Genomic DNA, 25,978 nt, shown 5'->3' with positions numbered 1-25,978 from the left:
GCCCCGGTGCGGACCCCGCAACCCTGCCCGCCGCGGATGGCCCGGACCAGTCAGGGATTCCCTACTCGCGGCGTCTCACCATGCGGTGATGCGGGTTGCCCGGTCCCGCCCCGCGCCCCATCCTCCGCGTCACGCCTGAAGGAGCCGCCGATGCCCACCGAACGTTTCACCTTTCCCGGCCATGACGGCTCGGACCTCGCCGCGCGGCTCGACCTGCCCGAGGGTCCGGTGCTCGCCACCGCGCTGCTGGCGCATTGCTTCACCTGCGGAAAGGACATCCCCGCCGCCCGCCGCATCGCCGCCCGGCTGGCCGGGCTGGGCATCGCGGTGCTGCGCTTCGACTTCACGGGCCTCGGCCATTCGGATGGCGAGTTCGAGAACACCTCCTTCAGCTCCAACGCCGCCGACCTCGTGGCGGCGGCCGAGGCGCTGGCGGCGCGGGACATGGCCCCGGGCCTCCTGATCGGGCATTCGCTGGGCGGCGCGGCGGTGCTGCGCGCGGCGGGCGAAATCCCGTCGGTGAAAGCCGTCGCGACCATCGGCGCGCCCTTCGATCCGGGCCACGTCACCCATAATTTTGCGGGCCAGCTCGACGAAATCGCGCGCGAAGGTGCGGCCGAGGTCCGGCTGGGCGGCCATTCCGTCCGCATCGGGCAGGGCTTCGTCGAGGACGTAGCCGGCGCCGGGCTCGAGGCGCGCATCGCCGCGCTCGCCCCCGCGCTCCTGATCCTGCACGCGCCCCGCGACGAGGTCGTGGGCATCGACAACGCCACCCGCATCTTCACCGCCGCCAGGCACCCCAAGAGCTTCGTGACGCTGGACGATGCCGATCACCTCGTCACCCGCCCCGCCGATGCCGAATACGCCGCCGAGGTGATCGGGGCCTGGGTCGCGCGCTACCTGCCTCTGCGCCGCCCCGCGCCGCCGCCCGGAGCGCCCGAGGGCGTCACCCGCATCTCCGAAGTCGACGCCGCGGGCTTCGCGCAGGACGTCTTCGCCGGCGCCCGCCACCATCTCGTCGCCGACGAGCCGAAATCCTATGGCGGCACCGATCGTGGGTTGACGCCCTACCAGCTTCTGGCCGCGGGACTCGGCGCCTGCACCTCGATGACGATCCGGATGTATGCGCGCCGCAAGGGCTGGCCGCTCGACCATGTGAGCGTCGATATCAGCCACGACCGGATGCACGCGCAGGACGCACCCTCCGGCGGGGCCGAGCGGATCGACCGCTTCCACCGCGCCATCGCGCTGACCGGCGATCTCGACGACGCGCAGCGCGCGCGCCTGCTGGAGATCGCCGACAAATGCCCGGTGCACCGCACGCTGGAGGCGGGCGCGCGGGTCGAGACCGTCCTGGTCTGACACGGCGCTCAGCCCGCGGCGTCGAGCTCCGCTCGCAAGTCGGAGAGCCGGCCCAGGCAGACCTTGCCCGCGATCTGCACCGCCTCGGCCCCGCCGTCATCGGCCAGGCGGTTGAGCCGCCGCGCGGCTTCCTGCGTGGGCAGCGCGCCGACCGCACCCACCAGCGACAGAAGGACATGCGTCTGCGCCGCGATCTCGTCACGCCGGCCCGCGGCCAGCGCCCGGCCGAGCTCACGCTCGACCCGTTCGAGATCGGCGCGCAGCCCGGCCAGCAGCGCCGCCGCGTGGTCGGGGCCGGCGGCGTGCATCAGCTCCGACAGGGTCACGGCCGAGAGCGGCGCGGCGCGCTCGGGCCTCCAATTCGACGGGTCCGGCGCCGCGCTCAGGAAATGCGCGAGGCTGCGCGCGAAGCTCTCGATCCCCGGCAGCGGCTTCGGGATGGTGCCATCGGCCCCCGCCTCGCGGATCGCCTCGGCGCTGTCCTCCAGCCCGTGGGCCGTGATCGCAACCATCGAGGTCGGCGGCGCCACCCCCCAGGCCTGCCGCAGTCGTTCCGAGCGCAGCACCTCCAGCCCGCCCAGCACCGGCATCTCGATATCGATCAACGCGAGGTCGAAGCGCTCCCGCGACAGCCAGTTCAGCGCCTCGATCCCGTCCCGCGCCGTCTCGCATTCCGCGCCCAGCCGCGAGATCATGCCCGCGAGCAGCGTCCGCACCGTCAGGCTGTCATCGGCCACCAAGATCCGCGCGCCGCGCAGGTCGGGCAGCGCGGCATCCGCGGCGCTGTCCCGCTCCCAGACCGCGCGCGGCACGCTCAGCGCCACCTCCGCGCCGCCCTCGGGGCGATTTCGCAGCGCGATCCGGCCGCCCAGCGCCTCGGCATGGGCGGCCGCGATCTGCAGCCCCATGCCCGTCCCCCGCCCCGGCCCGGCGGCCGCATCGACCTGGAACGGATCGTCGAGCAGGGCCTGCGGAAAGCCCGGCCCCGCGTCGGTCACGCGGATCGACAGCTGCCCGTCGCCATCAATCCCGGCGCCCAGGGTAATCGTCCCGCCGGGCGCGTGGCGCAGCGCGTTGCCCATCAGATTGGCCACCACCCGGCGCAGGTGCAGCCCGTTTAGCCGCACCACCTGCGGCAGGTCCTCGGAGCGGTCGAGCCGCACGCGCGTGCCCATCGGCGCGGCCGCCCCGTGCCAGCGCCGCAGCTCGGCGTCCAGAAAGCGCGGCAGGTTCAGGTTGCCGAGGCTCGCCGCCGCGTCCTCCGGCCCGCCGGTCAGGAGCGTCTCGACCAGCCGCGCCAGCAATTCCGAGGCCGACTGTATACGGTCCAGCTGGCCCCGCACCGCCTCCGGCAGCGGCGTCCCCTCGATCAGCCTTAAGCCCCCGATCACGTCCGACATCGCGGCCCGGATGTCATGGGCCAGCAGATCCCGGCTGTCGGGGTCCCGCGTCATGACCCGCCAGCGTAGCCCATCGGGCGCAGCGCATCCGCGATCTCGCCCAGGATGGCCGGATCGTCGATCGTGGCCGGCGTCTTGACCGTCTCGCCATCGGCGATTTTGGCCATCGTCGCCCGCAGAATCTTGCCCGAGCGGGTCTTCGGCAGCCGGTCGACGACCACGGCCAGCTTGAAGGCCGCGACCGGGCCGATCTTCTCGCGCACGAGCCCGACGCATTCGCGCGCGATCTCGTCATGCGGACGGTCCACCCCCTTGGTCAGGCAGACGAAGCCCAGCGGCAATTGCCCCTTCAGCGGATCCGCGACGCCGATCACGGCGCATTCGGCCACGTCGGGATGGCCCGCCAGGACCTCCTCCATCGCGCCGGTGGACAGGCGGTGGCCCGCGACGTTGATGACGTCGTCGGTGCGCGCCATGATCCACAGGTAGCCGTCCGCGTCGATCATCCCGGCATCCCCGGTCTCGTAGAAGCCCGGGAAGGTCTCGAGATAGCTTTTGCGGAACCGCGCCTCCGCGTGCCAGAGCGTCGGCAGCGTCCCCGGCGGCAGCGGCAGCTTGACCGCGATCGCGCCCAGCGTGTCCGGCGCCACCTCGTGGCCCGCATCGTCCAGAACGCGCACGTCCCAGCCCGGCATCGGCACGGAGGGCGAGCCGATCTTCACCGGCAACCGCTCCAGCCCCACCGGGTTGGCGGCGATGGCCCAGCCGGTCTCGGTCTGCCACCAATGGTCGATGACCGACTTGCCGGTGCGCGCCTTGATCCATTCGATCGTGTCGGGATCGGCCCGCTCGCCGGCGAGGAAGATGTTGCGCAGCCCCGACAGGTCGTGCCCCGCCATGAGCTTGCCCTCCGGGTCGTCGCGCTTGACCGCGCGGAAAGCCGTGGGCGCGGTGAAGAAATTGGCCACCTTGTGATCGGCCATCACCCGCCAGAAGGTCGAAGCGTCGGGCGTGCCCACGGGCTTGCCCTCGAACACCACGCTCGTGCAGCCGTGGATCAGCGGCGCATAGGCGATATAGCTGTGACCAACGACCCAGCCCACATCCGAGGCCGCCCAGAACACCTCGCCGGGCTTCGTGTCGTAGATGTTCTCCATCGTCCAGTCGAGCGCGACCAGGTGCCCGCCCGTGGGCCGCACCACGCCCTTCGGCGCCCCCGTCGTCCCGGAGGTGTAGAGGATGTAGGCCGGGTGATCGCCCGCCACCGGCACGCATTCCGCGGGCGCGGCCCCGGCCAGCGCCTCGGCCCAGTCGACGTCCCGCGGGCCCATCTCGGCCCGCGCCTGCGCGCGCTGGAAGATGATCGCGAACTCGGGCTTGTGCGACGCCTTCTCCAGCGCGGCGTCGAGCAGCGGCTTGTAGGCCACCACCCGCCCCGGCTCGATCCCGCAGGAGCCCGCGATCACCGCCTTGGGCTGGGCGTCGTCGATGCGCACGGCCAGCTCGTTGGCCGCGAAGCCGCCGAAGACGACCGAATGGATCGCGCCGATGCGCGTGCAGGCCAGCATGGCCACCACCGCCTCGGGCACCATCGGCATGTAGATCACGACCCGGTCGCCCTTGGTCACGCCCCGCGCCGCCAGCGCGCCGGCCAGCCGCGCGGTCAGGTCCTGCAGCTCGCCGTAGGTGATGCGGGTGACGCTGTCGGTGACGGGGCTGTCATGGATCAGCGCGACCCGGTCGCCATGCCCGGCCGCGACATGGCGGTCGGCGGCGTTGTGGCAGGTGTTCACCATCCCGTCCGAGAACCATTCCGGCACGGGCCCGCCACGGTCCTTCAGCGCGACGCTCGGCGCGCGGTGCCAGTCGATGGCTTCCGCCTTCTCCATCCAGAATCCCTCCGGATCGGCTTTCGCCCGCTCCCATTCCGCTTTCCAGCCCATCTCGCCCCTCCCGGTTCGTCCGCCAATCCCTAGCGGCGGCGCGTCGATCGTTGCAAGAGACAGGGAACCCGCCGCGGCAATCGGAGGTTGATCCAGGCCCAACAGCGACGGGGTTTCGATGTCCGATCCGATCCTGCCCCGCACCGGCCTGAAGGCTTGGGCCCGGTGGCGCGCCGTCCTGGGCCGCAGCTCGCCCCCGAAGTTGCTTCTGATGGGTTATCTCAGCTACATGGTGCTGGGCTGGGTCCTGCTCTGCCTGCCCTTCGCGCAGGCCGTGCCGGTGGGCGTGCTCGACGCGCTCTTCATCGCGACCTCGGCGGTGTCGACCACCGGGCTCGTGACCGTCGACCCGGGCACCAGTTTCACCTTCTTCGGCGAGCTCGTCATCCTGGTCCTCATCCAGATGGGGGCGCTCGGCTACATGACCATCGGCTCCTTCGTGTCGCTGCATCTCGCCGACCGCTTCGACCGGCTGCGGACCGAGACGACGCGCAAGGCGTTCAACCTGCCCGACAGCATCGACCCCCGCCAGTTTCTGAAATCGGTCGTGATCTTCACCCTGCTGGTCGAGGTGGCGGGGGCCGCGGCGCTCTATGCGATGTTCTCGGCGGCCGGGCAGGACGACGCGCTCTGGTCCGCGGTGTTCCATTCCGTCTCGGCCTTCGCCACGGCGGGCTTCTCGCTCAATTCCAACAGTTTTGAGGGCTATGCCGACCATGCCGGCGTGACGCTGGTGATCTCGGCGCTGTCGATCCTGGGCGCGATGGGCTTTCTCATCGTGGTGGATTTCTGGCGCACGCTGACCGGGCGCGGCCGCTATCTCGGCTTCACCTCCAAGGTGATCTGGCGGATCACGCTCAGCTTCCTCGTGATCGGCACCGCGATCCTCTTCGTGGCCGAGCCGGGCTACCAGGCGCTGCCGCCCTCCGAGCGGCTGCTGGCCGCCTTCTTCCAGGTCATGACCGCCTCGACCACGGTGGGGTTCAACACCACGCCGATCGGGTCGCTCGCGCCCGCGATCATCCTGGTGCTGTTCTTCCTGATGATCGTCGGCGCCTCGCCCGCGGGCACCGGCGGCGGCCTCAAGACCACCAGCTTCGCCGCGCTGCTCGGGCTGGTGCGCTCGACCCTGAAGGGGCGCGAACGGGTGCGCTTCTTCAAGCGCGAGATCCCGCCCGAACGCCTACAGACCGCCACCGCCTCGCTGGCCTTCTACGCGGGGCTGCTGCTGGTGGCGGGGTTCCTGCTCCTGCTGACCGATCCCGCCCAGCCCTTCGACCGCGTCCTCTTCGAGGTGGTCTCGGCGATGGGCACTGTGGGCCTGAGCATGGGCATCACGGGCGAGCTGAGCGAGCTGGGCAAGCTCATCGTGATCGTGCTGATGACCGCCGGCCGCGTCGGCATCCTGACCTTCGGGATGGCGCTGGCCAGCCATGACGAAAGCCGCGACGAGGAGGCCGACAACGACCTCGTGCTCTGATCCGCGGCAGGGCCTCCCTTTACCTCGCCCGGCCCGCTGGGCATGGTCGGGCTCACCCGCCCCAGCCCGAGGACCGCCGCCCATGGATCTCCGCCCGCTCGACGACACCACCTTCGTCGCCCCCCAGCTGGAGCCCGAGGAGATGGCGGCGCTCGCCGCCGAGGGCGTCACCGCCGTGATCTGCAACCGCCCCGATGCCGAGGTGCCGCCCAGCCACCAGGCCGCCGCGATGCAGACGGCCGCCGAGGCGGCGGGGCTCGCCTTCACCTTCAACCCCGTCGCCATGCCGAACCTGACCCTCGACGCGGTCGAGGAGCAGGCCGACGCCATCGACGGGGCAGGCGGCAAGGTCGTCGCCTATTGCGCCTCGGGCACGCGGTCGGCGGTGCTCTGGGCGCTGGCCATGGCCGGCCGGATGCCGCCCGAGCAGATCCTCGCCGCGACCGAGGCCGCGGGCTTCCCGCTGGGCGGGCTGCGCAGCCAGCTCGACGCGCTGGCGGCGCGGCAGGCATGAGCGCGCCGCGCGATCCGGCCCGCCGCTGGCACGACATGGGCGGCCAGCTTGCAGGCCCGGTGCCGGGTGCCGAGCATGATTTCGCCCTGTGGGAAAAGCGCGTCGACGCGCTGGTCATCCTCGCCGGCCTCAAGGGCGTCTTCACCGTCGACGGCCTGCGCCGGGTGCTCGAAGACATGGGCGAGGAGGCCTTCGAGACCATGAGCTACTACGAACGCTGGGTCGCCGCGCTCAACCAGAACCTGCTGGAACAGGGCGTCTACTCTGTGGCCGAGCTGGCCGCGAAGCTGGCCGAGGTGCAGGCACGGGGCGACAGCTACGGCGCGGCGGTGGATGCGGGCGGTGGTTGAGGCGCTACGATACCGCGGCCCCGCGTCGGCGCGGGACGCCGGGCCAGCGCCGGGTCGGGGACCAGCGCTGGCACGGCGCGCCTACGGCCCTCGTTCCGTGCCTCGTCGGCTGTCAACTCAGCACATCGGGCCCCGTCCGTGACCACCCCCCTCGCCCCCGGTACCCGCGTCAGCGTCCGCGCCTGGACCCCGCCCGGCCATGTACGCACGCCCCGCTACCTGCGCGGTCGCGCGGGCGAGGTGGCGCGCGTGCTGGGCCCCTTCCCGAACCCCGAGCAGCTGGCCTACGGCCAACCCGCCGAGCCGCAACACCTCTACCGCGTCCGCTTCCGCCTCGGCGACCTGTTCGACGCCGCCGACCGCCCCGAGGACACGCTGGAAGCCGAGATCTACGCCCATTGGCTGGAGCCCGCCTGATGCCCCACGACCATCACGACCATGACCCCCTCAGCCCCTCGGGCCACCCCTACCGCCCCGACCAGGACGGGCCCCTGACCTATTGGCAGGCGCTCGAGATCGCCGCGCGCGAGCTGATGATCGAGAAGGGCGTGGTCACCGCCGCCGAGATCGCCGCGCAGGTCGACGCGATGGATGCCCGCTCGCCCGCCGACGGCGCCCGGCTGGTCGCGCGCGCCTGGACCGACCCGGCCTTCCGGCGGCGGCTGCTCGACGACGCGCCCGCCGCCTGCGCCGAGATGGGGCTCGAGATCGGGCCCCTCCGCCTCATCGCGCTGGAGAACACCGACAGGCTCCACAACGTCGTCGTCTGCACGCTCTGCTCCTGCTACCCGCGGAACCTGCTCGGCCTGCCGCCCGATTGGTACAAGAGCCGCGAATACCGCTCGCGCACCGTGCGCGAGCCGCGCGCCGTGCTGCGCGAATTCGGCGTGCTCCTGCCCGAGGGCACGGAGCTCCGCGTCCACGACTCGACCGCCGACATGCGCTACGTCGTGATCCCCCGCCGCCCCGAAGGGAGCGAAGGGCTGGACGAGGCCGCGCTCGCGGCCCTCGTCACCCGCGACTCGATGATCGGCACCGGGCTCGCCCGCCCACCCCGGTGAGGCGCGGCACAGCGGGAAGCCGCGCGCCGCGAAGTATATTCGCGAGGATTGACGCATATCAAAACTTGAATGTGTTTCCTCGCTAGACCTTCTGGAACATTTAACCAGGAGGATCGAATGACATTCGGCACATCCCTAAAATCCACCATTCTCGGGTGCTCCACCCTCGCCCTTGCGGCGGCGATTTCGTCGGCACCCAACCTTCCCGCCGACCTTCAGTTGGTCGGCGTCGCCCATGCGCAGCAGGGCGGTCAAGGCGGCCAAGGCGGCTAGGGAGGTCAGGGCGGCGGGGGCCATTCCAGCGGCAGCTCGGAAGAGGAGCACGACGACGGTGATCACGGCGGCGGGCCGGGCAGCGCCCAGGGCAACCAGGGCGGTCAGGGCCAGGGCAGCCAGGGGCAGCAGGCCGGCCAAGGCAACCAGGGCGGCCAGGGATCCGGACAGGGCGGCCCGGGCGAGGACTCGGACAGCAAGGGCCCCCAGGCCGGCGGCCCGTCCGAGGCCGGCAGCGGCGGCGTCCGGCCGCCATGGGCGCAGGAAGGCATCCCCGAGGTCGAACTCGGCCGCCTGAACGTGGCCCGGTCTCCCGGTCACGTCCTGGATCGCGCCTATGCAGAGGCGCTGTCGAGCTTCACCGCCGAATATGCGGCTTTCTACGATCTCAGCCTCAACGAGATGCTCGACGCGCTGGCCAACGATTGGGACAATCTCACCATCATCGACTCGCCGTTGCAGAACCTCGCGCTCCTGAAGGACGCGATGGACGGCAGTTCCGTGCTGAACACCCTTCCCCAGGTCAACACGCCGAACGAGACGCTGATGGCGGTCTTTCTCGGGGTGGCCTCGGACAAGACCGTGCCGATCAGCGAGGACACCGTCAGGGCGCTGTCGATCATCCTGGAGCGCCCGCTCACCGACGCGCAGATCGCGTCCCTGGCCGTCAGCGCGGAAGCCGTCCGGATCGCGGTCCTCACCGGCCAAGGCTGACAGAGCGGCCCTGCCTTGCAGACGAACGGCGCCCCCCGGGTCTCGACCGGGGGCGCCGTCAGCGAAAAACGACAGAAATTCGGAAGACAAGGGACATGACCCCCATGCGCAAATCCACGATCTCCGCGGAGCTGCTTGCGACGCTCCTGCTGACACCCGCCGCGGCGACCGCCCAATCGAGCGGAAGCGGCGAGGGCGGCAGCCTGTTCGGCGTCAGCGCCGAACCCGTCTCCTTCGGCCCCTATATCCGGGCCGAGATCGGCGTGACCCGATCCTCGTTCGACGATGCGACCTTCCTGCCGCCCGGCGCGGCGGACCCGCGCATCTTCTTCGATCTCGGCGACGATACCGGGGGCTTCGCCTCGGTCGCCGTCGGGTACGATTGGCAGAACGGCTGGCGCGGGGATGTGGGTCTGTTCGTCCTCGGGTCGCGGGACGCATCGGGCCCCTGGGTCTCGACCGCCCCCCCGACCCCCGGCCCCCATGCCGATATCGACAGGGCGCGCGTCACGTCGCGTGCAGTCATGGCCAGCGTCTACTATTCCCCGTTCCAGGCCCAGGGCCGGGATCGCCGGGTGCAGCCCTATGTCACCGCGGGCCTCGGCGTCACGCGCAACAAGATGGACAATTGGCGGCGGAGCAACCCCGCCTCCGCCCAGCCGATCCGGACCTTCGCCGGCGCCTCGGAAACCGATCTCGCGTTTCACGTGGGCTTCGGTCTGGCGGCGCGGATCAGCAAGCCGGGCCAGCGGCCCATCTTCCTCGACATGTCCTATCGCCATTTCGACTTCGGGTCGGTCTCCGGCGGAACGCAGCCGATCGATTTCGGAGCGAGCGAGCCGCGGGAGGGTCTGAATTTCGACGTCGAGGACGACGTCCTGTCGATCGGCATCCGGATCCCGTTGCAGAGGCTCTGAGCCGGCTCGGACCCCGCGCGTTCAGCGTCCGCGGATGCGCGGGTCCAGCGCGTCGCGCAGGCCGTCGCCCACGTAGTTGATCGACAGCACCACCAGGCTGATCGCCAGGCCGGGCCAGAAGACCCGCTCGGGGTATTGCTGCAGATATGGCACGCCGTCGTTCAGAAGCCGGCCCCAGGTCGGGAAATCGGGCGGAAAGCCCAGGCCCAGGAAGCTCAGCGCGCTCTCGGTGATGATCGCGGTGGCGATGCCCAGCGTGGCCGAGACCATGATCGGGCTCAGCACGTTGGGCAGCACGTGGCGGGTGATGATCCGCCGCGAGGGCGTCCCGATCGAGCGCGCGGCCAGCACGAATTCGCGCTCCTTCAGCGCCAGAACGTCGCCGCGCACGATCCGCGCGGTCTGCATCCAGGAGGTGATCCCGATGGCCGAGACGATCAGGATGAAGATCCCCGTCTCCACCCCGAAGGCCGCGGTCAGCGGCTCGCGGAACAAAAGCACCATCACGAGCAGAAGCGGCAGAAGCGGCAGCGCCAGGAACAGGTCCGTCAGCCGCATCAGCACGCCGTCGAGCCGCCGGAAATAGCCCGCCAGAACCCCCACCAGCGTCCCCAGCAGCAGCGAAAGCGCCATCGCCGTCATGCCCACGGCCAGCGACACCTGCCCGCCCGCGATCATCCGCGCGAAGATGTCCCGGCCCAGCTGGTCGGTGCCGAAGGGATGGCCCCAGCCGGGGCCCTGGTTGCGTTCGCGGATATTGGTCTTGGTCGGATCGACGTCCCACAGATAGGGGCCGAGCAGCACCAGCGCGACGATGGCGATGAAGATGCCCGCCCCGAACAGCGCACCCTTATGGGTGCGGAACTGCTCCCAAACGTCCCACCACTGGCTGCGCGCGGGCTTGGACAGCACGGGCGCGGCGGCGGGCAGCGCGGCCGAGGCGGCGGTGACGGCGGCCTCCTGGCCGGAGGCGGTGACGGGATCGCGGGCGTCGGTCATGGGGCCTCAATCATAGCGGATGCGCGGATCGAGAATGCCGTAGAGCACATCCGCGATCAGGTTGAAGAGGACGATCAGCACGGCGAAGATGAAGGTGAGCGTCTGCACCATCGGCAGGTCGTTGGCCTGCAGCGCGGTGATCAGAAGCTGGCCGATGCCGTTCACCTTGAAGACCTGCTCGGTGATGATCGCGCCGCCAAAGACCTGCGGGATGCCTAGCGCGATCACCGTCACCACCGGGATCATCGAGTTGCGCAGCACGTGGACCAGCACCACCGTCCGCTCGCGCAGGCCTTTGGCGCGCGCCGTGCGCACGTAATCCTGCCCGAGATTGTCCAGCATCGAGGCGCGCATGAAGCGGCTCAGCTGCGAGGTGATCTGCAGCGCCAGGATCATCACCGGCAGGAACATCTGCCAGATCTGCTGCTTCAGCGCCGCCCAGCTGTCGACCACCAGCGTGGTGTCGTAGATCGACGGGAACCAGCGCAGCTGTACCGCAAAGATGATGATGACCAGCACGCCCGAGAAGAAGGGCGGGACGGAGAAGCCCACCATCGTCACGAAGGTGCCGGCCTGGTCGAAGAAGCTGTATTGCCGGTAGGCCGAGTAGATCCCCACCGGGATCGCGATGGCAATGGCCACCAGGTAGGCGGTGCCCACGACCCAGAGCGTCTGCGGGATGCGCTCGGCGATGGTGGCGAAGACGGGGGCGCGGTTCTGCCAGCTGATGATGCGCAGCTGGCCCTCGGCGAAGCCCGTGCCGAACATCGCGTCCACGACGTTGAGCGGCTCGATCCAGAAGAACTGGACGATCCATTTCCAGAACCGGATCGGGGCCGGCTCGCCCAGGCCCAGCGCCTGGCGCATCTGCTCCTTGACCTCCGACGGCACCGTCAGCGGCACGTTCGCCATCGGGTCGCCAGGGGCCAGCTCGAGCAGGAGGAAGATCATCAATGCGATGAACAGAAGCGTCGGGATCGCGAAGAGCAATCGTCTGATCGTGAAGGTCAGCATGCGCGGCGTCTCGGCTCAGGGCATCGGGGGTGGGGGGGACCGGCGGGGCATGCCGCCGGACCCGGTTTTCGGCCGGGCGGGGATCACCCCGCCCGGAGGGGCATCAGTTGCCGGTGCGGTACCAGTCGGCGATGTTCCACAGCTCGCTGTCCCAGACGTTCAGCTTGATGCCGCCCAGGTCGTTGGCATGGGCCGAGAGGCGGCCGCGATGCACCAGCGGGATCATCCCGCCGTTCTGGACGATCATGTCGTTGAGCTCCTTGCCGATGCGCTGGCGCTCCGACAGGTCGGCGGTCTGCGCCAGTTCGTTCCAGAGCGCGTCGTACTCCTCCATGCAGAAGCGCGAGATGTTCTCGCCCTGCCACTGCGTGGCCGGGGTCGGCGCCTTGTCGCACAGCCCGTTGCCCAGATAGGCCTGCGGGTCGGTGCCGTTGAAGGTGTTGGCGTACATCTCGACGTCGGCATAGAACTTCTGGAAGGTGTCGGGCGACCCCGCATCCCCGCCGAAGAACACGCTGGCGTTGATGTTGCGCAGCTCGACCGCGAAGCCGATCTCCTCCCACCATTCCTTGATCAGCGCCTGGAAGTCCTGGCGGACGGCGTTGGTCGAGGTCTGATAGAGGACGCGCAGCTCCACGCCGTCCTTCTCGCGCACGCCGTCACCGTTCGAGTCGACCCAGCCGGCCTCCTCGAGCATGGCCTTGGCGCCCTCCAGGTCCTGCGTGTCGCAGGTCATCGAGGTCGACGAGAAGGCTTCCGGCGCCGGCACCCAGTTGCAGGTCACGCGGCCGGCCTGGCCATAGCCGATCTCGACCAGGAGCGGCCGGTCGATCGCCATGGACATCGCGTTGTAGACCGCCGGGTCGCCCAGGAACGGGTGCGGCCTGACGACCGAACGCTCCTCGGGGGGCAGCGCCGGGTCGGGGTTGGTGTTGTTGAGCATGATGCGCTCGACCAGCGGGCCGAAGCCCGCGACCGGCGTGCCCAGCCCGCCCGACTCCATCTGCGCGATCACCTCGGGCGCCAGCTGCAGGTTCCAGGCATAGTCGAACTCGCCCGTCTGCATCACCGCGCGGCCCGCGGCCTCGGCGTCGCCGCCGCCCTTGAAGTTGACGCTCGCGAAGGCCGGCTTGCCCGCCTCGCGGTAGTTCGGGTTGGCCGAGAACGAGATCACGTCATTGGTGCGGAACTCGTCCACGACGAAGGGCCCGGTGCCGATCGGGTTGAAGTTCTGATCGGTGCAGGTCGAGGCCGCGGCGCCCACGCAATCGGCGAATTGCGCCGCCTGCAGGATCGGGCTCTCGCCGCCCACGAAGGCCGTGTAGGGATAGGGGTTCGGCTCGGCGAAGGTGACCACCACGGTCAGGTCGTCGGGCGTCTCGACGCTCTCGATGCCCTCGAACTTGGTGATCTGCGCGCAGCCGCCCTCGGGATTGGTGCAGTACTCATAGGTGAATTTCACATCCGCCGAGGTGAAGGGCGTGCCGTCCGACCAGACGAGGCCGGGCGTGATCTTCCAGGTGATCTGCTTCAGGTCCTCGGTGATGCCCCCGTTCTCGACGGTGGGGATCTCCTCCGCCAGCCAGGGCTGGATCGTGCCGGTCTCGTCGAAGCGCGCCAGCGGCTCGACGACCAGCGAGGCGGCCTCGACATCCTTGGTGCCGCCCGACAGGAACGGGTTCAGCGTGGACGGGGCCTGCCAGTAGATGATGTTCACCTGGCCGTCGCGCCCGCGCTCGCCCTCATGGGCGTCGGCCAGGGCCATCGGCGCAAGGGCGAAGCTCGCGGCCGCGCAGAGCAGGGCTGACTTCGTGTTCATGGGGTCTCTCCTTGTTGGATGCTCGTCGTCCTCGTGTCCCGCGCGCTCTTGCGGCGCGTCGGTCGCCGATCCTCGTGCGAAGATCGGAATCTCATGCGGCACCCTCCGCGGCCATCTGGTCGGCCAGCTCCGGATCGTGCAGGTGGCAGGCGGCCCAATGGCCTGGCGTCACTTCCCGGAATGCGGGGTCGATACGGCGGCACAAATCGGTCGCGCGCGGGCAGCGGGTGCGGAAATTGCAGCCCTCGGGCGGGTTCGCGGGGCTGGGCACGTCGCCCTGCAACACGATCCGCTCGCGCTTGCGGCCCGCCTGGGCGGGGTCCGGCTCGGGCACCGCCGACAGGAGCGCCTGCGTATAGGGATGCAGCGGCGCCTCGTAGAGCGGGTCGCGCGGCGCCAGTTCCACCACCTTGCCCAGATACATCACCGCCACGCGGTCGGCGATGTGGCGCACCATCGACAGGTCGTGGCTGATGAAGAGATAGGTCAGCCCCAGCTCGTCCTGCAGCTCCTCCAGCAGGTTCACCACCTGCGCCTGGATCGAGACGTCGAGCGCCGCGATGGGCTCGTCGCAGACGATGAATTTGGGCTTGAGCGCCAGCGCGCGGGCGATCCCGATCCGCTGGCGCTGTCCGCCCGAGAATTCGTGCGGGTAGCGGTTGATGAAGGCCCGGTTCAGCCCGACCTGGTCCATCAGCACCTCGACCCGGGCCTGCTTGTCGGCCCGCGACATGCCCGAATGCTCGTCCAGCGGCTCGCCGATGATCGAGCCCACGGTCATCCGCGGGTTGAGCGAGGCCTGCGGGTCCTGGAACACCATCTGCATCGTCGGACGGATGCGGCGCAGCGACATCTGGTCCTCGGACCCGATGGCCCGCCCGTCGATGACGATCTCGCCATCGGTGATGTCGTAGAGCCGCAGCACGGCGCGTCCGCAGGTAGACTTGCCGCAGCCCGACTCGCCCACCAGCCCCAGCGTCTCGCCTTCCAGGATCGAGAAGCTGACCCCGTCCACCGCCTTCACCGCACCGACCTGGCGCCGCAGGAGCCCCGCATAGATCGGGAAATGCATCTTCAGGTCGCGCACCTCGACGAGCGGCTTCATGCGGCGTCCTTCCCGGTCTTGGCCAGCGGGTGGAAACAGGCCGCGTCATGCTCGGGGCCAACGATCTCGCGCGCCGGGTTCTCGACGTGACAGCGGTCGAAGGCCAGCGGGCAACGGTCGCGGAACGGGCAGGCCGTCGGCGCCGCGCCCAGGATCGGCGGCTGCCCCTCGATCACCTGCAGCTTGGCCGCCCGCTCGCCCGTCACCGACGGGATCGTCTTGAGAAGCGCGCGGGTATAGGGATGCCGCGGATCGTTGAAGAGCGGATGCACCGGCGCCTGCTCGACGATCTGCCCACCATACATCACCAGTACCCGGTCGGCGATGCCCGCGACCACGCCCAGATCATGGGTGATCCAGATGATCGCCATGCCGAGCTTGGCGCGCAGATCCTCCACGATCTCCAGAATCTGCGCCTGGATCGTGACGTCCAGCGCGGTCGTCGGCTCGTCGGCGATCAGGACCTTCGGGTCGCAGGCCAGCGCGATGGCGATCATCACGCGCTGGCGCATACCGCCGGAAAACTGGTGCGGATAATCGTCGAGCCGGCCGGCCGCGCCGGGGATGCCGACCAGCTCCAGAAGCTCAATCGACCGCGCCCGCGCCTGCTTGCGGTTCATGCCCATGTGCCGGCGAAGCGGTTCGGCGATCTGGAACCCCACCGTGAAGACCGGGTTGAGCGAGGTCATCGGGTCCTGGAAGATGAAGCCAACCTCGCCGCCCCGCACCTCGCGCAGCCGCGACGGCGTGACCTTCAGCAGGTCCTCTCCATCCAGCAGGACCTCGCCTTCGCGCACTTCGGCGGGCGGGCTGGGCAGCAGGCCGATCAGCGACATCATCGTCACCGACTTGCCCGAACCGGACTCGCCTACGACGCCCAAAAGTTCGCCGGGCTTCACTTCGAAACTGACCGAGTTGACGGCGTGGACCTCGCCGCCGCGGGTCCCGAACACGGTGCGCAGCCCGCGCACCTCCAATACGTTTCGAGCCGCGCTCTCCTGCGGCCCCGTGCGGTCAGCGCCGTCCGGCATCCCCCGCTCCCCGTTGCGTCTCGATGCCGGGATCTTGCGTGTCCCGGCTTGCCGCCGATCACGGTAGCAGATGATCGCAGTCCCGCAAGCGGCTTGCCGGGCCCCGCCCCCGGGTGCCGTGGCGTCGCCCTCGGATCGGGCGCGGCGCTTGACCTTCGCCGCGCGGATACGCATCCCGCGAAGAGGAGGTGCCCCATGGCCCAGCCCCTTTCCGCCCGGCAGATCCTCGATCGTCTCGTCGCCTTCCCGACCGTCAGCCGCGACTCGAACCTCGATTTGATCGACTGGGTCGAGGGTTATCTCGCCGATTTCGGCGTCACCGCGCGCCGCGTCCCCGACCCCACCGGCCGCAAGGCCGCGCTCTACGCCAATGTCGGGCCGGAGGTGGAGGGCGGCGTGGTCCTGTCGGGCCATACCGACGTCGTGCCGGTCGACGGGCAGGACTGGCATTTCGAGCCCTTCGCCGTGACCGAGCGGGACGGCCGCCTCTATGGCCGCGGCACCTGCGACATGAAGGGCTTCGACGCGCTGGCGCTCGCCATGGTGCCCTACGCGCTCTCCCGCAAACTCGAACGCCCCCTGCAGATCGCGCTTTCCTACGACGAGGAGGTCGGCTGCATCGGCGCGCCCCCGATGATCGACGACATGGCCGCCCACCTGCCCCGCGCCGGCGCCGCCATCATCGGCGAGCCGACGATGCTGCGCCCGGTCACCGGCCACAACGCCTCGGTGATCTACGACATCCACGTGCACGGCTTCGAGGTGCACAGCTCGAAGCTCCCCGAGGGCGTGTCGGCCATCCACGAGGCGGGGCGCATCCTCGGATGGGTCAACGACCGCAACGCGGCGATCCAGACCGAGACGCCCGATCCCGTCTCCGCCGCCTTCGACCCGCCCTTCACCACCGTCCATGTCGGCATGATCCAAGGCGGGACGGCGCATAACATCACCGCGAAGGACTGCACCTTCAAGCTGGGCTTCCGCGTCCCGGCGGGCGACCGCGTCGACCGGCACGCGGATGCGCTCGAGGCCTTCCTTGCCGATCTCGACGCCGCGCTGCGCGCCCGCCACACGCAGGCCGGCGTCACCTTCCGGCGCGGCAACGCCGTGCCCGCCCTGCGCCCCGAGGGCGCCGCGGGCCGCGCCGAGGCGCTGATCCGCCGCCTGACCGGCGATAACGGCACCCATGTCGTCACCTACGGCACCGAGGCCGGCCAGTTTCAGGATCGCGGCTATTCCGCCGTGGTCTGCGGCCCGGGCGACATCGCCCAGGCGCACCAGCCCGACGAATGGATCGCCAAGGCCCAGTTCGAGGCGGGCGAGGCGCTGCTGCGCAAGGTCGTGGACACGCTCGCCGCCTGACCCGCACCGCCCGCGGGCGATGGGCGGCGCCCCCTTCCCCTGCCAGGTCACAGGCGCGGCTCCCGGAGCAGTGCGGAACCCCCGGCCCGCCCCGCCCGTTCCCTCCGCGCACAACCAGGGCGAGACGCGCATGGAACAGGACACCGACCCGCAGGGCGCCACCGGCTTCGATCAGGTCACCGCCGACACCTCCCTGATCTTCGCCAAGCTCGACAGCTGGCTCGAAGGCTTCTTCCGCCTGCTGCCCAATCTCGCCGTGGCCCTCGTGGTCGCGCTGCTCTTCGTCGCCGCCGGCGCCACGATCGGCTGGGCCGTCAGTCGCACCGCCGCCAGCCGCGGGCGCAACTCGCTGGGCTCGGTCCTGGGCTCGATCCTGCGTTGGCTGGTCGCCATCGCGGGGCTGCTCATCGCCTTCACGATCGTCGTGCCCTCGTTGCGGCTGGGCGATCTCGTGGCCGGGCTCGGCATCGGCTCGGTCGCGATCGGCTTCGCCTTCAAGGACATCCTGCAGAACCTCTTCGCGGGCCTGCTGATCCTCTTCCGCCAGCCCTTCCGCACCGGCGACCAGATCGTCACCGGCAACGGCTACGAGGGCACGGTCGAAGAGATCGAGATGCGCGCCACCCTGATCCGCACCTATGACGGCCGCCGCGTCGTGATCCCCAACGCACAGGTCTATACCGACGCGATTACCGTCAACACGGCCTTCGAGACGCGCCGCTCGGAATACGATTTCGGCATCCATTACGACGCCGATACCGGCCAGGCGATCGACGTGGCGGTGCAGGCCGCGCGGGGCGTCGACGGCGTCTTGGCCGACCCCGCCCCCGAAGCGCTCTCGACCAACCTGGGCGATTTCGCGAAATCCGTGCGCCTGCGCTGGTGGACCGCCTCGACCCAGGCCGAGGTGGTGCATACCCGCTCGGCCGTGATGCTGGCCGTCGAGCGCGCCTTCGCCGATGCGGGCATCGCCATCCCCTTCCCCACGCAGACGCTGCATCTCGGCGGATCCCTGGAAACCGAGGCCCCCGCCCGGCGGCAAGAGGCCGCCGAGTGACCCCCTTGCCCTCCCGATCCCCGCGCGACAGGCTGCGCCCCCGAAGGAGACCCCCATGCCCGTCAAGAACCGCTTCGCCGAACTTCAGCCCGAAATCGCCGCCTGGCGCCGCGACCTGCACGAGAACCCCGAGATCCTCTTCGACACCCACCGCACCTCGAAACTGGTGGCCGACAGGCTGCGCGAATTCGGCTGCGACGAGGTGGTCGAGGGCATCGGCCGGACCGGCGTCGTCGGCGTGATCCGCGGCAAGCAGGAGAGCGAGCGGGTGATCGGGCTGCGCGCCGACATGGACGCGCTGCCGATCCACGAGCAGACCGGCGCCGAATGGGCCTCGAAGACGCCCGGCGCGATGCATGCCTGCGGCCATGACGGCCACACCGCCATGCTGCTGGGCGCCGCGCGCTACCTCACCGAGACGCGCAACTTCGCCGGCACCGTCGTGGTGATCTTCCAGCCCGCCGAGGAAGGCGGCGGCGGCGGCAAGGAGATGTGCGACGATGGCATGATGGACCGCTGGAACATCCAGGAGGTCTACGGCATGCACAACTGGCCCGGCCGCCCCGTGGGCAGCTTCGCGATCCGCCCCGGCGCCTTCTTCGCCGCCACCGACGTGTTCGAGATCGAGCTCGAGGGCCGCGGCGGCCACGCTGCCAAGCCGCACGAGACGGTCGACACGGGCGTGATGGCCGCCCACCTGATCACCGCGCTGCAGACCATCGCCGCGCGCAACGCCGACCCGGTGGACCAGATCGTGGTTTCCGTCACCTCGATGGAATCCTCCTCCAAGGCCTTCAACGTGATCCCCCAGCGCGTGACGCTGAAGGGTACCGTCCGCACCATGTCCCCAGGGATGCGCGACTTGGCCGAAACGCGCATCGGCCAGATCGCGACCGGCATCGCCACTACCTTCGGGGGCACCGCCGCCGTCGACTACCAGCGCAACTACCCCGTCATGGTGAACCACGAGGAGCAGACCGAATTCGCCGCCGAGGTGGCGCGCGCGGTCTCGGGCGATTGCGCCGACGCGCCGCTGGTCATGGGCGGCGAGGATTTCGCCTTCATGCTGGAGGAACGCCCCGGCGCCTATATCCTGGTGGGCAACGGCGACACCGCCCCGGTCCACCACCCGGAATACGACTTCACCGACGAGGCCATCCCCGCCGGCTGTTCCTGGTGGGCCGAGATCGTGGAACGCCGGATGCCGGCCGCCTGAGCCCCGGCGCGCGGGCCCCGGACACCCGGGGCGCGCACACCTGTCTCTTCAGGTCGCCGAGGTGGATCGCCCGGCCGCCCCGCCCTGCACATAGCGCAGGATCGCCGCGCGCCCGGTCAGGCCGAGCTTGCGGCAGGCGCGCGCCTTGTAGGTCTCCGCGGACTTGTCGCTGATCCCAAGCCGCCCGCCGATCTCCTTCAGCGTCAGGCCGTGGCCGTAAAGCGCGATGGTCTGGCGCTCGCGCTCGCTCAGCGACGGCTTGCGCCGCACCTCTTCGAGGACGCCGGCCACCGCGGCGCTCAGGCCGGTGACATCCATCCCGGGATGCACCATGCGGCACACCGCCGGACGCGCCTCGAAGAGGGCGGTCTTGGAGCCCAACAGGATCACATGCGCCTCCGGGTCGTCGAGCAGCGCGTCGACCCAGTCCGGCAGCGGATCGGGCCCGTCGAGATCGACGAGCCAGAGATCCGCCAGCGGACGCGCGGCCTCGCCCGCCGCCGCGCGCACGGTCAGACCGAGCGAGCAGGCGACGTAGCCGATATCGACGGCCACTTCGGTCGAGGATGTGATGTAGGTGAGGACCAGGGCCGACCGGTTCGATCGGCTCTGGGGGTGGACACTCATAAATCCGGAAACTGGCAACTCGAACCCCTCCAAGACCAGCGCCGCAAAATCGGCGACGCCAAATCCAAACGCAAACCACGCACAAATTCCGCGCGACTGCTCGAGGGTCCTCAGTGTAACGGTCGTCTGTTCTGTCGAAGGCCTTCTCCGAAGCCTTCGATCATCGTCGCCCAAATCCGGCCGCTTTTCAACTTCCCTTAGGTAAGGAAAACCTTACCTGCTGAGAACATTTAACAAAATCTTAACGCGGCGCGGAATTTTTCCGCAGGCGGCAAACAGCCTTATCCACAAGGCCGAACCCCCCCTTTCCTGACAAGCGACCGGACAGGCTGTCAGGTTTTACCCGACTTTCCCGGGCCTTACGGCGGTGTCACCGATTGTGGCGTTCCTGTGACCTGGGGGGGTCGCGAGTAAGGCGCACTGGAACGGGCGATTCGTAGGGATCGCTTCGTCCTCTTGGCTGAGTTCGAGCCGGGCACCGCGGCGTCTTTGTGTGTTTTCCGACCTCTCCATTCACGGGTCGCGCGCCGGCGCGTTTGCCCGTGTCGGCGTCCTCGAAACGACCCCGAGTGCCAATTTCGGCGGGGCTCACAGAAGGACGGTTCCACATGAAGAAGTTCTTGACCACAACGGCCATCGCCAGCGCGCTCGCCTTCCCGGCGGCGGCGGACGATACCGATATCGACCAGACGATTTCCGCGTTGCAGACGGCGCTCAACTCGATCCTCATCAACTTCGATGGGACCGGGGTGTCGCAGGCCGCGACCAATGCCGCCAACCTGATCAACTACACCACCGACGATCTGGACGACGTGAACCAGACCGCCGGCCCGATCGCCCAGATCGGCATCAACAGCCTGATCTCGACGGAAGGCGGCTTCGACGACGTCGAACAAACGGGCGTCAACGTGGTGAACTCCTTCCAGGCTCCGGAAGTCGAGGATCTCAACCAGTCTCTCGTCTTGGGCCTTCAGACGGCCACGAACAGCATCGAGGCCGCGACCGGCACCAACATGTCGGTCCAGAACGCCACCAACGCCGCCAACGTCGCCACCGTCGACGTCGACATCGAGAATGACCTGACGCAGACGGTCCTCTTCGCGGCACAGTCGGCCTCGAATGCCATCGACACAGGCGGCGATATTACCGACGCCACGCAGGCCGCGACGAACGTCGCCAACAGCGCCACCGTCGGCGATGATGTCAGCGACGACGTTGCGCAGACGGCGCTCCTTTTCGGCCAGACCGCAACAAACGAGCTCGACGCGACCTTCAACATCAACGTGTTCGACCAAGATGCGATCAATGCCGTGAACCTACTCGAGACCGTCGATGACGCCTCCGATTTCGTTGATCAGATTGCCGGGGGCGTCACCCAGACGGCCAGCAACGACGCCTTCGCCTTCTTCGGCAACATCTCCGCCGGGGCGCAGGATGCCGTGAACGTGGCCAACTCGGTGACGATCGGCGACGATATCAGCGACGACCTCACGCAGTTGTTCGACTCCGGGTCTCAGGCGGCCACCAACGTCGCGGATGCGGTCTTCAGCATCTCCGACACGCCGCAGACCGCCACCAATGCCGCAAACCTCGCCAGCTTCAGCGAAGTCGGCGGCTTCATCAGCCAGACCTTCGTCGACTCGACGCAGACCGCCACCAACGACCTGCTTCTGGTCATCGGCACGGCCACCGGCTCCAACCAGGCCGCGACCAACGTGGCCAACAGCCTGACCGGGCTCGCCGATGACGTGATCGTCGATGAGGCGGAGCAGATCGTCGAGGATGCGACCCAGGTCGCGTCGAACACGGTCGCGGGCTCGCCCATCGGCAACCCGAACCAGAATATCAGCGTGACCGGCGTCAGCGGGATGACTCAGACCGCCACCAACGCCGCCAACATCGCCGATATCGGCACGATCGAGGACGAGCTGCTGCAAAGCATCTCGGGCACCGGTCAGCTCGCCACGAACGTGGTGGAAGACGTCGACCCGGCCTCCGGCGGCATCAGCGACCTGACCCAGGCCGCGACCAACGTCGCCAACTCGGTCGAGGTCGACGAGGTCGAGGAAGACCTGTTCGGACCCGATGAGCTCATCCAGACCGCCGACATGTCCGGCCCGCTCAACGGCCAGGCTGCCCTCAACTTCGTTGAGTTCGGCATCGACGGCGTCACCGACGTGAGCCAGACGGCCACCAACGCGGTCAACCTGGCGACCATCGGCGAGATGAACTCGACCATGAGCCAGACCGTCACCGGCGGTGCGCAGCTCGCGCTGAACCTGGTGAACTACGCCGGCAGCACGGCGCCGGGCGACCCGCTCGGCTTCGACTCCGCGGGCACGGTCACCAACCTGACCCAGACCGCCGTCAACGCCGGCAACCTGCTCACCGTTGGCAGCCTGGCCGACATCGTGGGCGCCCAGGAAGTCACGCAGACCTTCTCGGGCCTCCAGGTGGCCGGCAACGGTCTCTACGACGCCGACACGATCAACTCGGTCACGCAGGCGGCGACCAACGTTGCCAACTCGATCAGCAACCCGACGCCCTGATCGACGGCCGACGAGAACTGGGGTGGCGGTCCGCCGCCACCCTCCCCGAAACCCCCAGACCGGTGTCCTGCCATGCGGCGATTGTTGACAGTCCTGAGCGTCCTCGTCCTCGTCCTCTCGACCCCCGCCGTCGCGCAAGGGACCGAGCCCGGGGGGGACAACGTCGTCTCCAACCAGGTCTTCCTGGGGACGCAGGAAGGCGAGAACACCGTCGTCACCAACGGTCCCGGCATCCTCAACGGCCCGATCGACAGCGACGAGGCGGACGCGTTGCTCGACGATTTCGTCGAGATGGGCGGCGAGCTGCTCGGCCCCGCGCCCAGCATCGACAATGTCGACCAGTCCATCCTGAACGCCGCCAACCTGCTGCTGTCGCGCGGCACCAACCTCGCCAGCGCGACTCAGGTCATGCAGGGCAGCCAGACCGCGCGCAATCTCATCGACGAGCAGGGCGCGGGCGTCGTCGGCACCAGCACCCAGACCGGCGAGAACATCGCCAACGTCATCATCGCCACCCGCGTCGACGAGATCCGGCAGTCCTTCGGCCCCGACGCCATGCAGGAGGTGTTCAACACGCTCCGCGCCGACAGCCAGTCCGGCGGGACGATCACTCAGATCGGCCGCAACACAGCCAACATCGTCATGGCCGAGATCTCGATCGGTAGCGGCGAGCAGCTTTTCCCCGAAGGCACCGTCCAGCGGGTCGAAAACCTCGTTGATTTCGTCCAGGTCGGATCGAACGGCGGCCATATCGACCAGCGCGGCACCAATATCGGCAACGTGCTGATGGCCGACGAGGTCCACAACGTGCACCGCGTCTTCGACGGCGAACAGATCGTCAACAACGTGGTCAGCTCGGCCGACGGCCAGACGCCCGGCTCGGTCAACCAAGAAGGCCTCAACATCGCAAATTTCGTCTCGGCGCGCGTCGTCTCTGGCCTGACCCAGACCTCGAACGGCACCCAGACCGTCACCAACTCGCTCGAAGGGGCGACGCTTGCCGATTACGAGGCCGGGCTCGTGCCAGGCTGGACGCAATCGACCACCAACATCGTCAACCTGCTCGACATCCGCGGCGGCGGCAGCCCGATGCCGGCGACCAGCACCGGCCCCTCGGGCGAGACGGTCACCAACGGCAACCCGAACGCGAACATGCCGGTCAGCGCGACGCAGAACGCCAATCAGCAGCAGAACTTCTCGGGCGGCAACGGCAACCACATGCAGATCGGCAACGCGGCCTCGGTCCGCTACTGATCAGAAGGTCAGCTCCGAACAGGATTGCGACGCGCACCACGGCCCCGCCTTGATCCGCGGGGCGTCGGGCCATTCGGCGGGCTTGCTCTGCTGGTAATCCACCGCCTGCCCGCCATAGGCCAGCGCGCTACGCTGCAGCCGCTCGGTGCAGATCGACGCGGCCTGCGGGCGCACCAGCCGGTAGACGATCCGCTCCATCGCGGCGTTGCGGTCGCGCGGCTCGGGCAACTCCAGGAAGTCAAAGAACTCCGCGATCTCCTCAGAATCGGCCAGCGGCGATCCCGGCAGCACCTCCTCGCAGGTCGCCGCCAGCGCGCGATACGCGACCATGGCTTCCAGAAAGGGCGTCGGGTCATAGGGCGGCTCGGCGGTCTGCGCCGGCGCGCCGCCCGCCGCAACCGACAGGACCAGTGCAAAAGCCGTCAGGGGTCGGGGCGATGTCACGGCTCGTCCCGCGCCGCGACGACCAGCGTGTCCTGCCCGCGCTGCGCGGCCAGCCGCGCGCCCGGCAGCAGGCCGTCGCAGGGCCCCGAATAGCCCACGGTGTCCGAGACGATGGAATAGGCGGCCTCGGCCAGCATCCAGCGCAGCCCAGCATGCAGCCCTTCCTGGCTGCGCGAGCCGATGCGCACGTCGAAGAGCTCGTCGTCGAAGAAGCGGAAGACCGACCCGAAGACCTCACGGCCCACGGCCTGCTTGGCATAGGAGTCGGCCAGCAGGATCTCGGAGGACCGCGTGTCGGTCACCCGGATATCGGCGGCCACGGTCAGCGCGAAGGTGCGCCGCCCCCCCCACGCCGAAGAACGACCCTTCACCGCCGCGCGAGAAGGTGTTGAAATCGAGTTGGGTGATCGCGCCGTCGATCACGATATCCGAGCCGCGCAGCGCGCCGCGCTCGATCGGGCGATAGGGCAGCGTCTCGCCCTCCACCACGACCGTGCGGCCGTCGCCCAGGACCTGCTCGCGGGCGCGAGCGATCTCGAACTCGGTCACGGCGGTGTTGACGCGGTTGACCTGCCGCACCCCGGCACGCGACAGCGAGGTGACCAGCATGCCGGCCACGTCACGGGGCACGAAGCCACCGACCTCGTCGACCTCGATCTTCTGGGTCAGGTCGGTGATCTGGTGGACCGCGAAGATCCGGCCGCTGCGCTGCACCTGCGGCGTCTGCGACAGGCATTCCAGCGCCGCGTCGGCCGGCGTCGCGGTGACGACCGGGATGGTGCCGTTATAGGTGGCGAAGGGCACGCCGAACTGCGGCGGCAAGGTCAATTGCCCACAGCCCGAGAGCCCGAGCGCGCAGGCCAGCGCGGCGGCACGTCGCAGCGCGATCCGCATCACTCGCCCTCCACCGGAATCGCGAAGAGTGCGGAGGACGCCTCTTCCATCAGCATGGTGCTCATCGGGGCGGTGCTGCCGCTGCCGCCGAAGGTATTCGTCGAGCCGTTATCCGATTCCTGGATGGTCTGGTCGCCGGTATTGTCCTGGGTGACCGAAATCGTGTTGTCGCCATTCCCGGTGATCGTCACGCTCAGCGAATTGCCGGTCTGGCCGCTTGGGGCCTGTCCTCCGGACAATGCGGTGTCCCGCTCGAAGACCTTGAAATTGAGCCGGGTCTGTTCGCCCATCAAAAGGACCTGCCGCTCGGACGGGCTACGGAACGAGAAGGGGCGGCTTTCACCCTGGCCATTGGCCCAAGCCGCACCGCCCGCCGTCGAAACGGCAAGGCTCACGGCGATCAGAAGCGCCTGTTTCACATCACTACTCCTCGCTGCGACGGCCGGCGCGGATGCGCCTTTGCCGTCCGAACGATCACTGCCTCACACCCTGTCTGCGCAAGGCGCCTCACACCCTGTCTGCGCAAGGCTCCGTCCCGAGGATGCCCCAAGGTCATTTTATTGAAAGATATTTTGTGGAAATCTCTCGAATTG

Annotated in this window: 26 protein-coding genes; 13 read left to right on the top strand and 13 right to left on the bottom strand. The window is 69.1% G+C overall.

Translation table 11 applies throughout. The annotated features are described in order from the left end of the window. The first annotated feature begins 150 nt into the window (after window positions 1-150). Window positions 151-1,362 (top strand): bifunctional alpha/beta hydrolase/OsmC family protein, encoded by a 1,212-nt coding sequence (locus P8627_RS14130; protein WP_279964858.1) that lies wholly within the window; start codon window positions 151-153, stop codon window positions 1,360-1,362. An 8-nt stretch (window positions 1,363-1,370) separates the two neighbouring features. Here P8627_RS14130 and P8627_RS14125 read toward each other — a convergent pair whose 3' ends face one another. Together P8627_RS14125 and P8627_RS14120 are read right to left on the bottom strand one after the other, a co-directional pair. After that, complete coding sequence (locus P8627_RS14125) at window positions 1,371-2,816, bottom strand: hybrid sensor histidine kinase/response regulator (RefSeq protein ID WP_279964856.1); 1,446 nt, start codon at window positions 2,814-2,816, stop codon at window positions 1,371-1,373. Continuing rightward, complete coding sequence (locus tag P8627_RS14120; RefSeq protein WP_279964854.1) at window positions 2,813-4,705, bottom strand: AMP-binding protein; 1,893 nt, start codon at window positions 4,703-4,705, stop codon at window positions 2,813-2,815. Before P8627_RS14120 ends, P8627_RS14125 begins: the two co-directional genes overlap by 4 nt. A 118-nt stretch (window positions 4,706-4,823) precedes the next feature. Between P8627_RS14120 and P8627_RS14115 the strand changes: the two genes are divergently transcribed. From P8627_RS14115 to nthA, 5 genes are all read left to right on the top strand, one after another. After that, the gene (locus P8627_RS14115) at window positions 4,824-6,185 is read left to right on the top strand and encodes a TrkH family potassium uptake protein (protein ID WP_279964853.1); all 1,362 of its coding nucleotides are present in this window, start codon (window positions 4,824-4,826) and stop codon (window positions 6,183-6,185) included. A gap of 82 nt (window positions 6,186-6,267) precedes the next feature. After that, on the top strand, window positions 6,268-6,699 hold the full coding sequence (locus P8627_RS14110; RefSeq protein ID WP_279964851.1) for a TIGR01244 family sulfur transferase: 432 nt from the start codon (window positions 6,268-6,270) through the stop codon (window positions 6,697-6,699). Further along, window positions 6,696-7,049, top strand: a complete 354-nt coding sequence (locus tag P8627_RS17030; RefSeq protein ID WP_347882278.1) for a ScnB-like protein — start codon at window positions 6,696-6,698, stop codon at window positions 7,047-7,049. Before P8627_RS14110 ends, P8627_RS17030 begins: the two co-directional genes overlap by 4 nt. A 138-nt stretch (window positions 7,050-7,187) precedes the next feature. Then, complete coding sequence (locus P8627_RS17025; protein ID WP_347882277.1) at window positions 7,188-7,466, top strand: SH3-like domain-containing protein; 279 nt, start codon at window positions 7,188-7,190, stop codon at window positions 7,464-7,466. After that, window positions 7,466-8,110: a nitrile hydratase subunit alpha gene (nthA, locus tag P8627_RS14100; protein WP_279964848.1), complete on the top strand. Its 645-nt coding sequence runs from the start codon at window positions 7,466-7,468 to the stop codon at window positions 8,108-8,110. The genes P8627_RS17025 and nthA overlap by 1 nt, the downstream gene beginning before the upstream one ends. 135 nt (window positions 8,111-8,245) lie before the next feature. Here nthA and P8627_RS14095 read toward each other — a convergent pair whose 3' ends face one another. Continuing rightward, complete coding sequence (locus P8627_RS14095) at window positions 8,246-8,704, bottom strand: hypothetical protein (protein WP_279964846.1); 459 nt, start codon at window positions 8,702-8,704, stop codon at window positions 8,246-8,248. Here P8627_RS14095 and P8627_RS14090 point away from each other — a divergent pair. Both P8627_RS14090 and P8627_RS14085 read left to right on the top strand, forming a co-directional pair. Beyond that, window positions 8,684-9,097, top strand: a complete 414-nt coding sequence (locus P8627_RS14090; RefSeq protein ID WP_279964845.1) for a hypothetical protein — start codon at window positions 8,684-8,686, stop codon at window positions 9,095-9,097. The genes P8627_RS14095 and P8627_RS14090 overlap by 21 nt on opposite strands. A gap of 95 nt (window positions 9,098-9,192) precedes the next feature. Continuing rightward, window positions 9,193-10,014, top strand: a complete 822-nt coding sequence (locus P8627_RS14085) for an outer membrane protein (RefSeq protein ID WP_279964844.1) — start codon at window positions 9,193-9,195, stop codon at window positions 10,012-10,014. A 21-nt stretch (window positions 10,015-10,035) separates the two neighbouring features. Here P8627_RS14085 and P8627_RS14080 read toward each other — a convergent pair whose 3' ends face one another. The 5 genes from P8627_RS14080 to P8627_RS14060 all read right to left on the bottom strand — a co-directional run bounded on the left by P8627_RS14080 (window position 10,036) and on the right by P8627_RS14060 (window position 15,982). Continuing rightward, window positions 10,036-11,013, bottom strand: a complete 978-nt coding sequence (locus P8627_RS14080) for an ABC transporter permease (protein ID WP_279964842.1) — start codon at window positions 11,011-11,013, stop codon at window positions 10,036-10,038. Window positions 11,014-11,019: 6 nt separating this feature from the next. Then, window positions 11,020-12,027: an ABC transporter permease gene (locus P8627_RS14075; RefSeq protein ID WP_279964841.1), complete on the bottom strand. Its 1,008-nt coding sequence runs from the start codon at window positions 12,025-12,027 to the stop codon at window positions 11,020-11,022. Window positions 12,028-12,130: 103 nt separating this feature from the next. After that, complete coding sequence (locus P8627_RS14070) at window positions 12,131-13,846, bottom strand: peptide ABC transporter substrate-binding protein (protein WP_279964840.1); 1,716 nt, start codon at window positions 13,844-13,846, stop codon at window positions 12,131-12,133. 91 nt (window positions 13,847-13,937) lie between these two features. Continuing rightward, a complete protein-coding gene (locus tag P8627_RS14065; protein WP_279964839.1) occupies window positions 13,938-14,951 on the bottom strand; it encodes an ABC transporter ATP-binding protein in 1,014 nt (337 codons plus the stop codon). Next, window positions 14,948-15,982: an ABC transporter ATP-binding protein gene (locus tag P8627_RS14060; RefSeq protein WP_279964838.1), complete on the bottom strand. Its 1,035-nt coding sequence runs from the start codon at window positions 15,980-15,982 to the stop codon at window positions 14,948-14,950. Before P8627_RS14060 ends, P8627_RS14065 begins: the two co-directional genes overlap by 4 nt. A gap of 195 nt (window positions 15,983-16,177) precedes the next feature. On the opposite strand from P8627_RS14060, the gene argE reads away from it, so the two are divergent. The 3 genes from argE to P8627_RS14045 all read left to right on the top strand — a co-directional run bounded on the left by argE (window position 16,178) and on the right by P8627_RS14045 (window position 19,617). Then, the gene (gene argE / locus P8627_RS14055; protein WP_279964837.1) at window positions 16,178-17,344 is read left to right on the top strand and encodes an acetylornithine deacetylase; all 1,167 of its coding nucleotides are present in this window, start codon (window positions 16,178-16,180) and stop codon (window positions 17,342-17,344) included. Between the two features lie 130 nt (window positions 17,345-17,474). Next, window positions 17,475-18,401 (top strand): mechanosensitive ion channel family protein, encoded by a 927-nt coding sequence (locus P8627_RS14050; RefSeq protein WP_279964835.1) that lies wholly within the window; start codon window positions 17,475-17,477, stop codon window positions 18,399-18,401. Between the two features lie 55 nt (window positions 18,402-18,456). Beyond that, window positions 18,457-19,617 carry a M20 aminoacylase family protein gene (locus P8627_RS14045; RefSeq protein WP_279964834.1) on the top strand — a complete coding sequence of 387 codons (1,161 nt, stop codon included), beginning with the start codon at window positions 18,457-18,459 and terminating at the stop codon, window positions 19,615-19,617. A gap of 48 nt (window positions 19,618-19,665) precedes the next feature. On the opposite strand, the gene P8627_RS14040 is transcribed toward P8627_RS14045, so the two are convergent. Further along, on the bottom strand, window positions 19,666-20,244 hold the full coding sequence (locus P8627_RS14040) for a helix-turn-helix transcriptional regulator (protein WP_279964833.1): 579 nt from the start codon (window positions 20,242-20,244) through the stop codon (window positions 19,666-19,668). 608 nt (window positions 20,245-20,852) lie between these two features. On the opposite strand from P8627_RS14040, the gene P8627_RS14035 reads away from it, so the two are divergent. Continuing rightward, window positions 20,853-22,793, top strand: a complete 1,941-nt coding sequence (locus P8627_RS14035; RefSeq protein ID WP_279964832.1) for a beta strand repeat-containing protein — start codon at window positions 20,853-20,855, stop codon at window positions 22,791-22,793. Window positions 22,794-22,877: 84 nt separating this feature from the next. Beyond that, window positions 22,878-24,047 carry a hypothetical protein gene (locus P8627_RS14030; protein ID WP_279964830.1) on the top strand — a complete coding sequence of 390 codons (1,170 nt, stop codon included), beginning with the start codon at window positions 22,878-22,880 and terminating at the stop codon, window positions 24,045-24,047. Here P8627_RS14030 and P8627_RS14025 read toward each other — a convergent pair whose 3' ends face one another. The 4 genes from P8627_RS14025 to P8627_RS14010 are packed head-to-tail and all read right to left on the bottom strand — an operon-like array spanning window position 24,048 to window position 25,804. Continuing rightward, window positions 24,048-24,491 carry a hypothetical protein gene (locus P8627_RS14025; RefSeq protein ID WP_279964829.1) on the bottom strand — a complete coding sequence of 148 codons (444 nt, stop codon included), beginning with the start codon at window positions 24,489-24,491 and terminating at the stop codon, window positions 24,048-24,050. Beyond that, window positions 24,488-24,793 (bottom strand): hypothetical protein, encoded by a 306-nt coding sequence (locus P8627_RS14020; protein WP_279964828.1) that lies wholly within the window; start codon window positions 24,791-24,793, stop codon window positions 24,488-24,490. The genes P8627_RS14025 and P8627_RS14020 overlap by 4 nt, the downstream gene beginning before the upstream one ends. Beyond that, a complete protein-coding gene (locus P8627_RS14015) occupies window positions 24,726-25,385 on the bottom strand; it encodes a CsgG/HfaB family protein (RefSeq protein ID WP_279964827.1) in 660 nt (219 codons plus the stop codon). Before P8627_RS14015 ends, P8627_RS14020 begins: the two co-directional genes overlap by 68 nt. Continuing rightward, window positions 25,385-25,804, bottom strand: a complete 420-nt coding sequence (locus tag P8627_RS14010; protein WP_279964826.1) for a hypothetical protein — start codon at window positions 25,802-25,804, stop codon at window positions 25,385-25,387. The genes P8627_RS14015 and P8627_RS14010 overlap by 1 nt, the downstream gene beginning before the upstream one ends. Window positions 25,805-25,978: the final 174 nt, after the last annotated feature.

It is taken from the genome of Jannaschia sp. GRR-S6-38 (assembly GCF_029853695.1).
In the GTDB taxonomy this organism is placed as follows: domain Bacteria; phylum Pseudomonadota; class Alphaproteobacteria; order Rhodobacterales; family Rhodobacteraceae; genus Jannaschia; species Jannaschia ovalis.
This window is presented reverse-complemented; position numbering and strand designations above follow the sequence as displayed.

What these genes read in the sequence shown, in the direction of transcription:
- P8627_RS14130 (WP_279964858.1), top strand. Translation starts at nt 151, where the DNA reads ATGCCCACCGAACGTTTCACCTTTCCCGGCCATGACGGCTCGGACCTC.
- P8627_RS14125 (WP_279964856.1), bottom strand. Translation starts at nt 2,816, where the DNA reads ATGACGCGGGACCCCGACAGCCGGGATCTGCTGGCCCATGACATCCGG.
- P8627_RS14120 (WP_279964854.1), bottom strand. Translation starts at nt 4,705, where the DNA reads ATGGGCTGGAAAGCGGAATGGGAGCGGGCGAAAGCCGATCCGGAGGGA.
- P8627_RS14115 (WP_279964853.1), top strand. Translation starts at nt 4,824, where the DNA reads ATGTCCGATCCGATCCTGCCCCGCACCGGCCTGAAGGCTTGGGCCCGG.
- P8627_RS14110 (WP_279964851.1), top strand. Translation starts at nt 6,268, where the DNA reads ATGGATCTCCGCCCGCTCGACGACACCACCTTCGTCGCCCCCCAGCTG.
- P8627_RS17030 (WP_347882278.1), top strand. Translation starts at nt 6,696, where the DNA reads ATGAGCGCGCCGCGCGATCCGGCCCGCCGCTGGCACGACATGGGCGGC.
- nthA (WP_279964848.1), top strand. Translation starts at nt 7,466, where the DNA reads ATGCCCCACGACCATCACGACCATGACCCCCTCAGCCCCTCGGGCCAC.
- P8627_RS14085 (WP_279964844.1), top strand. Translation starts at nt 9,193, where the DNA reads ATGACCCCCATGCGCAAATCCACGATCTCCGCGGAGCTGCTTGCGACG.
- P8627_RS14080 (WP_279964842.1), bottom strand. Translation starts at nt 11,013, where the DNA reads ATGACCGACGCCCGCGATCCCGTCACCGCCTCCGGCCAGGAGGCCGCC.
- P8627_RS14075 (WP_279964841.1), bottom strand. Translation starts at nt 12,027, where the DNA reads ATGCTGACCTTCACGATCAGACGATTGCTCTTCGCGATCCCGACGCTT.
- P8627_RS14070 (WP_279964840.1), bottom strand. Translation starts at nt 13,846, where the DNA reads ATGAACACGAAGTCAGCCCTGCTCTGCGCGGCCGCGAGCTTCGCCCTT.
- P8627_RS14065 (WP_279964839.1), bottom strand. Translation starts at nt 14,951, where the DNA reads ATGAAGCCGCTCGTCGAGGTGCGCGACCTGAAGATGCATTTCCCGATC.
- P8627_RS14060 (WP_279964838.1), bottom strand. Translation starts at nt 15,982, where the DNA reads ATGCCGGACGGCGCTGACCGCACGGGGCCGCAGGAGAGCGCGGCTCGA.
- argE (WP_279964837.1), top strand. Translation starts at nt 16,178, where the DNA reads ATGGCCCAGCCCCTTTCCGCCCGGCAGATCCTCGATCGTCTCGTCGCC.
- P8627_RS14050 (WP_279964835.1), top strand. Translation starts at nt 17,475, where the DNA reads ATGGAACAGGACACCGACCCGCAGGGCGCCACCGGCTTCGATCAGGTC.
- P8627_RS14045 (WP_279964834.1), top strand. Translation starts at nt 18,457, where the DNA reads ATGCCCGTCAAGAACCGCTTCGCCGAACTTCAGCCCGAAATCGCCGCC.
- P8627_RS14040 (WP_279964833.1), bottom strand. Translation starts at nt 20,244, where the DNA reads ATGAGTGTCCACCCCCAGAGCCGATCGAACCGGTCGGCCCTGGTCCTC.
- P8627_RS14035 (WP_279964832.1), top strand. Translation starts at nt 20,853, where the DNA reads ATGAAGAAGTTCTTGACCACAACGGCCATCGCCAGCGCGCTCGCCTTC.
- P8627_RS14015 (WP_279964827.1), bottom strand. Translation starts at nt 25,385, where the DNA reads ATGCGGATCGCGCTGCGACGTGCCGCCGCGCTGGCCTGCGCGCTCGGG.